This is a genomic window from Aminicella lysinilytica (genome assembly GCF_004362975.1).
Lineage (GTDB): Bacteria > Bacillota > Clostridia > Peptostreptococcales > Anaerovoracaceae > Aminicella > Aminicella lysinilytica.
The window spans coordinates 73,829-84,918 of sequence record NZ_SNXO01000006.1; the positions used below are offsets into that span (position 1 = coordinate 73,829).

Annotated in this window: 8 protein-coding genes; all 8 read right to left on the bottom strand. The window is 38.4% G+C overall.

What is annotated here, in order from left to right:
* Position 1 precedes the first annotated feature (1 nt).
* On the bottom strand, positions 2-1,300 hold the full coding sequence (locus EV211_RS02745) for an adenylyltransferase/cytidyltransferase family protein (protein ID WP_133527902.1): 1,299 nt from the start codon (positions 1,298-1,300) through the stop codon (positions 2-4).
* 24 nt (positions 1,301-1,324) lie between these two features.
* Positions 1,325-2,062 (bottom strand): SDR family NAD(P)-dependent oxidoreductase, encoded by a 738-nt coding sequence (locus EV211_RS02750; protein WP_133527903.1) that lies wholly within the window; start codon positions 2,060-2,062, stop codon positions 1,325-1,327.
* Positions 2,063-2,071: 9 nt separating this feature from the next.
* Positions 2,072-3,802: a thiamine pyrophosphate-binding protein gene (locus EV211_RS02755; protein ID WP_133527904.1), complete on the bottom strand. Its 1,731-nt coding sequence runs from the start codon at positions 3,800-3,802 to the stop codon at positions 2,072-2,074.
* 32 nt (positions 3,803-3,834) lie between these two features.
* Positions 3,835-5,028, bottom strand: a complete 1,194-nt coding sequence (locus EV211_RS02760; protein WP_166635347.1) for a LicD family protein — start codon at positions 5,026-5,028, stop codon at positions 3,835-3,837.
* A 4-nt stretch (positions 5,029-5,032) separates the two neighbouring features.
* A complete protein-coding gene (locus EV211_RS02765; protein ID WP_133527906.1) occupies positions 5,033-7,078 on the bottom strand; it encodes a LicD family protein in 2,046 nt (681 codons plus the stop codon).
* Positions 7,079-7,097: 19 nt separating this feature from the next.
* Positions 7,098-7,487 carry a glycerol-3-phosphate cytidylyltransferase gene (gene tagD / locus EV211_RS02770; protein WP_133527907.1) on the bottom strand — a complete coding sequence of 130 codons (390 nt, stop codon included), beginning with the start codon at positions 7,485-7,487 and terminating at the stop codon, positions 7,098-7,100.
* A gap of 163 nt (positions 7,488-7,650) precedes the next feature.
* Positions 7,651-9,153, bottom strand: coding sequence for a fibronectin type III domain-containing protein (locus tag EV211_RS02775; RefSeq protein WP_166635348.1), 1,503 nt, complete (start codon positions 9,151-9,153; stop codon positions 7,651-7,653).
* Positions 9,154-9,305: 152 nt separating this feature from the next.
* The gene (locus EV211_RS02780) at positions 9,306-10,811 is read right to left on the bottom strand and encodes a fibronectin type III domain-containing protein (protein ID WP_133527909.1); all 1,506 of its coding nucleotides are present in this window, start codon (positions 10,809-10,811) and stop codon (positions 9,306-9,308) included.
* Between the last annotated feature and the right edge of the window lie 279 nt (positions 10,812-11,090).

Sequence of the window (11,090 nt, forward strand, 5' to 3'; positions counted from 1 at the left end):
CCTACCTGATATCATTCAAAAGTTCGATTATAGCATCTGATTCTTCATCAGTGATACGTTCTGAATTTGGTTCATCTGATCTGATCATACCAAGAAGCGCCTGTATCAGATATCTGAATCCGTTTCCTTCGAAATTGAAGCAATAGCGCTTGTAACTGTTTTCGCCATTGGTTTTCAACTTGAAATAACCGACTCTCCACCAATCCTCAGGGACGATTATAGTACCTGTGGTACCTATTATTGTCATGCCTCCGGTAACTTCAGGATCCATGCTGATTTCTGCAGAAGCGACAGCATTTTCATAATTGACATTGATCATGGCATAATTGATATTACCGTCTTCATCCCTTACTAATTTTTTATCGCAGCTGGTATAATCATAACCAAGTATTTTAACAGCTACGCACATAGGATAATATGCAATATCATAAAAATCCAGATCATATCTTGGATCGAAGGATTCTTTCGCTATGCTCATCTTGATGCTTACCAGATCACCGATAAGATTTCCTCTGGCCATCCATAACAGCTGACCAAAAGCCTGAAGATAAATCGTTGGCAGATTATTCAAGAGTAACACATGATGCTCAGCTGCCAGTTTATTTAATCTGTGATCTTCCTCAAGGCTTAAAGTACAAGGCGGATCAACAACTATATGCTTGCCCTGTAAGAGCGCACGTTCAACGTATTTAGCACGTTCTTCTCTCTTTACCTTAACATAAACTATATCGACACTTTTAAGGAATTCATCGTAATCCGTATAGCCCTTATATAATTCATATTCTGAGCAGAATTCATCAGCTGTTTTCTTATCAGGAGAAAATACGCTTTCTACGTGGATTCCACTGACGTGTTTAGGCTCTGTAACATTATCATTATCGTATAGATCATCTGTGGCGATACCAAATTTAAATGTCTGCATTTCTTCCCGTAACTGAGTGCTGGAAATGTCCTTGGTTCTCTCAAGATACTTTACCTGACAATATTTATTGAGGTGATCAAATTTCCCCTTCCAGTCTGATCCTATTACCAGTACATCTACATTGTATTTGATTATATCCGGGATTTTCTGACCCAGGTATTCTTCAACTATGATCTTATCAGCAAATCCGGTCTTTCTGACATTTTCTATTCTGGTAGCCAGACTGTCTTTAACAGAAAGTTTACCTCTCTCTGTGTCATATCGTTCTCCGGTCACACCTACTATGAGATAATCGCCTTCTTCTTTAGCTCTCTTCAAAATGTTGTAATGACCTTTATGAAATAAATCAAATGTGCCGTATGTAATTACAGTTTTCATTGTGAATCCCCTCCTATTTTCTGATTAAAAGTAGTCATACCCACCGTGAACATCATAAATGCTGCCGTTAAGGTAGTCGTTTGACAATACCGTATAGCACAACTCTGCCACTTCTTCAGGCGTTCCAAATCTGTGTGCTGCGATTTTTCTATTGATACGGTCTCTGCTTTCATCGCTTCTGTTGTCCTGCCATCTTGTTTCAATAAAGCCGGGTGCAATAGCGTTAACAGATACCTTTTGTTCATCAAAAACTTTAACCAGATCTCTTGCCATAAACATAACTGCCGCCTTGGATACTCCGTATACTATTGACGAGGAATACGGCGCCTGCCCTGCATGAGAACCCATGAATAAAATGTTTCCATTTTCTGCCATCATAGGCTTTAATTCCTTAACAAGAAACGCAGGGATGTTTACATTAGTACGCATTATCTTATCCCAGAGTTCATATGTGTATTCATCAAAGGGTAAATATGTGCTTATGCCCGTATTTAAGACCAGCCAATCTACGTGGTCATATTTCTTCTTGATTTTTTCGGCCAATTTCAGCATTTCATCATAGTCTGACATATCTGCCTTAATGAAGTCCACCATACTACGTTTATTTTCCGGAAAACTCTCCTTCATTTCCTCCGCAGCCTTGTCATTATGACCATAATTGATGATCAGCTTATCTCCTTCAGAGGCTTCGCTTATTATTTTTTCTGCTATAGCTCTGCCGATACCGGAAGTTCCGGACGTCAGCACCGTTATGTTCGACATCTTCTTCTCCTATTCTGCCAATATGCTCTTTAATAATTCCTCTGGCATATACGGTTTCTGATTATGCATTTCTTCACCAAAGAACGTCTTAGGGTAAGCCCGTGATTTCACATCCAATTCTACATCAACCAGATTAGGCTTACTTAAATCAAGTTTCTTCAATACTGCTTCAAGTTCTTCCCTGCCTTTGGCCTTATATGAATTGAGTTTATACGCCTTTCCTATTTCACAGAAGTCCGGTGTCAGATAACCTCCTTCAGCAACTGATGAGTAATATCTCCCATCGAAGATATCATCCTGCTGCTGCTGAATGAGTCCCAATGACCTGTTATTCATTACAAATATTGTTATAGGAAGCTGCTCGCGATATACCCACTGTAATTCCTGGATATTCATCTGAATGGCGCCGTCACCGGCTATGGCCACAACAGGAGCATCGCAGGCGTAATGCGCACCGATAGCTGCAGGCAACGAGAACCCCATGGCACCGTGCCCACCTGAGAAAAGCAATCTCTGGTCGTCTCTGACTTTATATGACTGCGCTCCCCAGACCTGATGCTGGCCTACGTCGCAACATATAACTTTAGCATCTGCCGTATAATCACTTATGAGTTCCAGAACTTTATTTGGCTCACGCTCATCACAGCTGTCGTCAAAGTCCTCGAGTTCTGTCCTTATATCATTGCATACCTGTAACCACTCTTCAGAAGCCAGTTTCGACACACTCTGGTTTTTAAGAGCGTCTATTACTGAGCAGCAATCGCCCAGATATGAATCTTCATTCTGGTGAATTTTTCTGTCCAGTTCATGCTGATCTATATCCACCCTGATTATCCTGGCATTTCTTGCGAAGTTCTCAGTTTTCATACCCGTCTGCCTTTTGCACAGACTGCATCCCAGGGATATGATAAGGTCTGCTTTCTTATGTACTATCATATTGGCATATCTGTGGCCATAACCTGCGCCTATGAATCCAAAGTTCAAAGGATGATCATAAGACATTATATCCCTGCCAAGCATGCTCGTAACCACTGGTACTCCCAGCTTGTCTATCATGGCCAGCACTGTTGCTCTGTCTCCTTTGGTTACGCCATTGCCTAGAGCTATGACCGGCCGTTTAGCCTCGTGCAGAGCCTTAACTATATCTTCTGCTATAGCGTCACTATCCAGAGTTTTATCTGTATTTTCACATGGAACAAAGCCTGGTAGCTGTGAAGGCTCTATTTCCATTCTCTGCATATCCATAGGAAGATCTATGAGTACAGGACCTTTTCTTCCCTCTGTTGCCATATAATATGCCTGCTCCAGTATGCGCCTGAGGTCATGTTCGTCCTCTACCTTTTCGCAATACTTGACAACAGGTCTGACAGTATCAATAACATCCATCTCCTGAAATCCATGTTGTTTGATTCCAGGTACGTTTAGATACTCATATGTATTCAATTGGCCGGTAATGAATATTACCGGTGTGCTGTCATAATATGCGTCTGCTATCCCTGAAATTAAATTAGCAGCTCCCGGCCCGCTGGTCGAATAAGCGAATGTCACCTGTCCGGTGACCTTTGCCTGACCAACAGCTGCAAAGGCTGCTCCCTGTTCATTGTAACAAACATGATTTTCTAAATTTTTGTTTCTGCAAATTGAATCTACCAAATGGGCTATCATTGTACCCTGAAATCCATAGCAATGTCTTATGCCATGTTCAACCATAAAATCGGCAATATAGTCACTAGTTTTCATTGTTACCTCCGTTATATCAAGTATAATTATATTTATACGATTGGTTTATAATGCTCTTCCGGTATAAGCTTTGTCAACTTATCTATGATATAGCCTCTGCCCTCGTATCTGAAAATATCGCACTGTATATCAAAGTACTCTTTACTGACACAAAAGCCAAGTTTTTTATTGAGATAGAACAATGTCTTTTCTTCGTGTTCAGCAAAAATTAAGGCTAGTTTATCATAATTCTTATTCGAATACAAGTTTTGTATTATTTCACGTTTTTGCTGAAATTCTTCGTAAAAATTTAACCTGTCACCACTTCTTTTAGCTATTAAAATAGCTTGCTTCATAGCCTTGAAATCCTTCAATACGAAAGCTCCATCTATCATATTCCTTCGATTTCCATCGAACAAATCACGTATATCATGACCACTATCTCTGCATTCCCTCAAATAATCCTCGTACGGTACTCTGCTTGATATAATCGTTGAACTGTATGCCTTATTCATAGAAAGCAGTTTTTCTCTCCATAATGGACCGTAAAATGCCTTCAGTATAGCCTCAAAATCAGAAGGAGCTTTGAACTGTCGGCCCTCAAATGTGACATTTACTGGATAATCATAATATTTTCCATCTACCAAGAATTGTTTTTGTTTTGGTCTCTTGAAGGCGACCAGTTCACTTCTTCCGGAATATACCTTACAAAGTTTTTTGAACAAATGTCTGGCCAATCTTCCTTTGCCTACTATCATTGCAATTCTCACTATGCCTGTAGCAATTATTCTCTTGACAGTGATGTTCTTTGTAAACCGATAGCCATTACATTCCCATCCTGTTTCCAGAACACCTGCCCATGTGCCGCTAAAGCCTTTAACATCACGACGCAGAGGTAAAAGCGTCACCTTTACTCCATAACATGAAACATCTGTTCCCTGTTTCATATTAAGGAAAGTAGTGGTTTTATCAACATATTCTATAGTGAATGACAGGTGGTTCTTATAATTTCCCATATAATCTATCGTTCTGTCAGTTCGGTTTTCTTTATTGACAGCATCTACAAATGCCTGCATTTCACTTGCTGGGATAATAACATCCAGGTTTATTGAATCGGCAGAATGACCCTGATATGTTGCTGCTAGGCCTAAAGCTGTTGGCCCGAGATAGTGCTCTATATCGTTTTCATTGCATATGTCGTCTACCTCTTTCAACAATTCGTACGATTTCTTTTGGATAACATTCATACAATCAATTCTCCATCCTATCTGCCTCTGACATAGAGGCGTCTGCATCAGTCGTCATTCCCAATGTATTATACACATCGCTCAGAAGCCTGTATGCGTGGCTATCCGGTTGCTGCTGACATATTTCAATAGCCTTATCTTTTATTTCATGGTATTCGTCTATAGTCGAAGCCATAACCAAAGAGACTCTCAATGAGGCAGTTGCCTCACTCTCGCCACGTTTGATATAGGCGTTGCTCAAAGCTGACCTGATAGGTGAAGCCATATCAAATTTAATCAACTCATCCTTTAATTCAGTAATGATTGTGGCGAGTTCTGAACCATCGCTTGTAGTCTCTGTCATGATATCATATTTCAGTTTGACCAGATCTACATCATCAGGCGAAAGCAATGTGAGCAATTTAGCCAATTCTAAATCAAGGTCCGCAGCGGCTTTGCTCATAAGTTCTGTCTTTCTTGATTCTACTCTTTCTGATATCTGTAGCAAAACAACGCCATTCGTTGTATTGCTCACCGCATCAGCATATATATTCAAGGCTTTCATCTCATCTTGGCCATAAATACAATCGCCCAAATACTTCATATAGACTCCATTATTGGGGAACAGGTCCAGAGCCCTTTTTGAGAGCTTTTCGGCCAGTATAACATCATTACGCTCTAAAAGCTGTTCAATATAAAACATATTGATATTATCATTATGACTGTATTTTTCATATAACGACTTCATTTGTTCGAAGGACTCGTCTTTATGCCCAAGGTCGTCATCTGATACAGCCTTTCTGAAGTCCATTATCAACTGTCTTGCAGATGCAAGCTTATCGTCTAAAGGTCCTTTGTTGATTTCTCTGACATCCAAAAGTCTGGCAGCCTTTGCTATACGTCCTGTGTGAATCAGTACCATTACTGCCGGATACAAAAGTTCATCTCCTATATCGCAGTACCCCGGTTTTCTGAATCTGTTTATACCTGTATAGTCCTCGCGCCCTATAACTTTTCGGCTTAATTGTTTACTGTAGTAATCGGAGAATAACTCGCTTATCTTTTCGTATTCGCAATTATCCAAAGCCTCATAAATGTCAAAGCCACAGTTTTCCACTGCTTTCAGCGTATCCATCTTAACAGATACCCCAATAGCAGTAACCTCCATATCCTTCATTCTGAGTCTTGAATCCATATGCTTGAAAAAGAACATCTTCCTTTTAATAAGTGATTTGCGCACCTTATGGACATCAATATATCTCATATAATCATTTTGTATGGTTTTATACTGGGTTGTAAAACTAAAAATAGCATCATGAGATTCATGTTCGCCATGAGGTGGTATATACATCCAGTCATCTCCGTAATGCCATGTCAGATAATCGGCAGTTCTGTCTGGTATTCTACACTTAACTCCCTCGAAAACTCCCCACCTGGAAGAACCGTACATATCCTTATCAAAAAGAAACGGTGCTCCGCCCCATCTCATTACGTAATACTGGCAATCTTCCTCATTATATCTGAACATTTTATCTTCAAGTTCTGTAAGGACTTTGTCTTTTCCTTCTTTTTGCATTCGCTTGTAATATTTCATAAATCGATTCTGGTTAACATCAAATCTATAACTATAGTTTAATGATGGATTAACAAGATCAGAATATAACATAAGATCAGCCGTATATTTCTCATGATGTTCCTTATCAGGTATAGGATCTAGCACAAGAATGTCGACTACATAACCGCAGATACCATCTCCCAGGACCTGATTATTATGAATTGCTGTAGAAGTTACATCGGTATATCTGCCAAACATATTAGGATAGTTTCTATCCAATTCCTGGCATTCGAGCACTCTGTTCTCAGGTATATCAGTTCTGGTAACCTCAATGAACTTCTCCCAGTTGTCCCTGGTCATAAGTATATCCATATCATCATCCCATGGTATGAATCCCTTATGACGAATGGCACCTATAAGGGTACCACCAGCCATATAATACACGATGTTGTGTCTGTTACATATATCATTTATTTCTTTGAAAAGACTCAATAATCTTTTTTGTTCCGGTGACATTATTTCCTCCTGCTGTTGATTACTTTTTCAGATTTGCCTTTATTTGTGTAGTCGAGATTTCAGGTGTTCTGGCAAGGTAGACTACATTGCAATACTCTTTCAGGTAATCAAATTTTCCGGTCCAGTCATCGCCAATTACGAAGGTGTCTATTTTATATTCCTTAATATCAGTTATTTTCTGATCCCAGCTTCTTTCAGGTATTACCAGATCTACATATCTGATAGCTTCAACTAAATGCTTACGTTCCTCATAATTGAAATAACTCTTTTTATTTTTTGAATCCATATTGAATTCATCTGTAGAAACGGCTACAATCAAATAATCGCCTAACGCTTTGGCTCTTTGCAAAAGATTTACATGACCATAATGCAACAAGTCGAAAGTACCGTATGTTATTACTCTTTTCATTTCTTACCTTTCATATCCTTATACAAAAATATATCTATTTATTATACCATGCAAGGGGTATAAATACAAATACTTATGACTTATCATCAAAAGAGCTTCTTGCTGCTGTTTCATAGGCAAGGAGCTCTTGTTTGGCTCGATTGATTCGTGATTTCATTTTAAATTATCTGTTAAAGCGCAAACGAATCCAACTAGAAGAGTCATCTGAACAGTAAAGGCCAGAATAATTTTTACCCTTTAAATCAACACCTATAACTCCCGTATAATTATGACTTAAATCCGAAATATTAGAATCAGAAAGGTCGTTAGTGATTTCAGCATACCCCGAACTTTGTTCTGATTTAAACAGCATTCCATAGTAAAATTTATCTATGATATTATCCTTGATTGTACACCTGGTAATACCTTTACCAAGTATGCCGGCGCCCTTGATCATAGCATCATCTGATCCAGTGATTTTATTACCGGTGATCGTTGAATCCTGCCAATACATCATATCTATTCCGTAAGATCTCATGCCCGTCATGGTGCAATTAGTGATACTTATATATCTGTGTGGATGTCCATAACTATAATTATGAGTTCCAACAGACCTGCCCATATCAGAAAAAGTACAATTGCTTATGTTCACTTTATAATTAGCTGTTTTATCGAATTTACTCCACACAGCTGTATACCCACCTGTAGCCTCATCAGGTGTGTCCAGATTAATAGCTTCTCTTATATCATCACCGGTAATACCGGAAAAATTACAGTTCTTTACTGTCACTGACTTACATGCATCCATCTCAATAAAATGCCCATGCATTATATTTTTAAAACTGATTCCCGCGATAGATAACCTGTAATTATGACCCGTTTCTATGCAATTGGAATTATCATAACTCTTCATGTCAATAGTAGCCGATCCATTTCCTATTAGCTTAATGTTTCTTTCACCGTTGTATCCACCTACAGAATTCGCTTTCTTTCCTTTACTTGGCCTTATTAAGTGAAACATTGAATGCGAAGGTGCCATATCGCAGCCTGTATTTTCTTCCTTAATCATTTCCACACCATCATCCAGTATTATCGTAACATTAGAAGGGATAAATATCGTATTGGTGATATAATATGTGCCTGCGCTCAATTCCAGCGTACCACCTCCACATTTCTCAAACAATTCCATATATGATCTTATAGTATAGTACAGTCTGGTTTGCGAATTATAATGACTGTAATTCAGCATATTGCTATTACAAGGTAAAGAATCCGGTGTTATTGCATACGATTCCGGCTTATATGTAGTTTCGGTAACAACTTCTGAAGATTTACTGACACCAGTTCCTTTAATAGTCTTAGCCGACTTGATCATAAATTTGTATTCTGTCCCCTTAGTCAAACCTTTGACAGTATACTTTACATTAGTGTTACCTTTTACAATAGATATTCTTTTAAAGTGGTTAGTATAGCTGTCATATTTATATACGACGTAACTCTTAGCCTTCTTGACCTTGTTCCATTTGATTGAAACTGAATTGTAAGTTTTATTATAGCAACTAACACCTGCAGGTCTTGCAATAGAAGCCGCACTGACTTCATTACTGCCAAAAGCACATAAAAATACAGTCATGATCATGACCATTGAAAAAAAAGCGATTTTTAAAAAATTCGATCTAACACTCATCCCTACTCCCTCATATTGCCTTGGTCTGGTATAGGTAAACATACTTGATACTACACGCAACAACATAACAAATCAATATTTTGCACTGATAATAAGTATAGAACCGGTAATGATTATTGTCAAGGCAAGGCAATATTGAATAGTAAGTTGTCTTATCTGTTAAAATATAGTCTTATTGGATCACTATCGTTATTATCATAATAAAAACCCGTCGTGTCTGCAGTGTTGTGGTTAAGATTGCTGATTTCATCTTGGGTAAGATGATTGCTTATTTCTGGATATCCTGAACTTTTCTCGGATTTAAATAACATGCCATAGTAATAATTATCTATAGTATTATTTTTTATCGTGCAACTTGTCACACCTTTTCCAAGTATGCCCGCCGCCTTGCTCTTCATAGCTGTATCCGAACCTGTTATACTGTTTCCTGTTATTGAACTATCCTCCCAATACATCAGACCGATACCATAAGAGCGCATGCCTGTCATAGTACAATTGGTAATTGTTATATGTCTGTGTGGATGTCCATAACTGTAGTTATGAGTGCCCACAGATCTGCCCATATTCGAGAAAGTACAATCACTGATACTAACATTGTAATCTGCGGTCTTGTCAAATTTACTCCAGACAGCGGTATACCCTCCGGTAGCCTTGTCAGGCGTATCCAGATTTATCGCCTCTCTAACATCATCTCCTACTATTCCTGTGAAGTTACAGTCAGTTATCGTTACAGATTTGCATGCGTCCAGTTCGATAAAATGTCCATGTTTAGCATTCTTAAAGGCTATACCGGTAATGGTTATATCAGTATTGTGTCCAGTCTCTATACAGTTGGAATCCGTTTCGCTTTTCATATCCATCGTAGCATTTCCGCTACCTTTAAATACTATATTCTTTTCTCCGCCATATCCGCCAACCACGCCTGATTTCTTTCCTTTGCTAGGTCTGATAAGATGAAAAATCGAGTGAGAAGGCGAAAGACCTGACCCCGTCTTTTTAGATTTGACAATCTTTGCTCCATTGTCAAGTATTATGGTCACATTTGAAGGAACAAAAATAGTATTCGTCACACTATAAACGCCTGAAGTTAATCTCAATGTACCGCCACCGCATTTTTCAAACAACTCCATATATGATCGTATCGTATAGTAGGATTTTGTCTGGGCTGTATAATATGAATATTTCAGCATTTTCTTATTGCACGGTAAGGACGATGTTGTGATCGTATATGATTTAGGATAATAAGTAGTTACGGACAATGACTGTGATGGCTTACTTAAAACAGTTCCCCCTGTAGTCTTTGCTGACTTTACTACGAAAAGATACGATGTGCCTTTTTTCAGTCCTGTTATTTTATAACTGGACTTTCTGGTGACCGATATTTTATCATACTCCTTAGCACTATCGTTATACTTATAAACCACATAACTCTTGGCACTCTTTACTTTATTCCACTTTAGAGATACTGAATTATAGGTTTTTGCATAGCAAGAAACATGGGTAGGCTTAGATAATGTAGCAGCCCCAGTTTTCGTTCCAACAAATGCAAACATCAAAAAAACTAAAACCGTCAATAACAAAACTAACGTATTAGAAACTAACCTTGAACCTCTTTTCATAACAACTTGTATGATGTATTTGAGTCCAAATACATGCATACTCTCCTTTCTTTCTTCAATTTTGATATAATCAATTTAACACTGTGGACTTTTTATGATTTCCTATAGCTTTGACTATTTTAAGGAGAGTATTGCCACAGTTTTATCTGAATCATTTATAGTTGGATAAGCCTTAGAGTTTTCATCTCACGCAAGTTTATGATGATAAAACTAGGTGGACAATCACAGTGAATTTTAACAAAGGAGTTGATCTTATGATCTATGTCGGCATCGATATTGCCAAACTAAACCATTTCGCCTCTGCTACGAATTCAGATG

Excerpts from the sequence above, each read along its gene's own strand:
- EV211_RS02745 (WP_133527902.1), bottom strand. The coding sequence starts at position 1,300 with ATGAAAACTGTAATTACATACGGCACATTTGATTTATTTCATAAAGGT.
- EV211_RS02750 (WP_133527903.1), bottom strand. The coding sequence starts at position 2,062 with ATGTCGAACATAACGGTGCTGACGTCCGGAACTTCCGGTATCGGCAGA.
- EV211_RS02755 (WP_133527904.1), bottom strand. The coding sequence starts at position 3,802 with ATGAAAACTAGTGACTATATTGCCGATTTTATGGTTGAACATGGCATA.
- EV211_RS02760 (WP_166635347.1), bottom strand. The coding sequence starts at position 5,028 with ATGAATGTTATCCAAAAGAAATCGTACGAATTGTTGAAAGAGGTAGAC.
- EV211_RS02765 (WP_133527906.1), bottom strand. The coding sequence starts at position 7,078 with ATGTCACCGGAACAAAAAAGATTATTGAGTCTTTTCAAAGAAATAAAT.
- tagD (WP_133527907.1), bottom strand. The coding sequence starts at position 7,487 with ATGAAAAGAGTAATAACATACGGTACTTTCGACTTGTTGCATTATGGT.
- EV211_RS02775 (WP_166635348.1), bottom strand. The coding sequence starts at position 9,153 with ATGAGTGTTAGATCGAATTTTTTAAAAATCGCTTTTTTTTCAATGGTC.
- EV211_RS02780 (WP_133527909.1), bottom strand. The coding sequence starts at position 10,811 with ATGCATGTATTTGGACTCAAATACATCATACAAGTTGTTATGAAAAGA.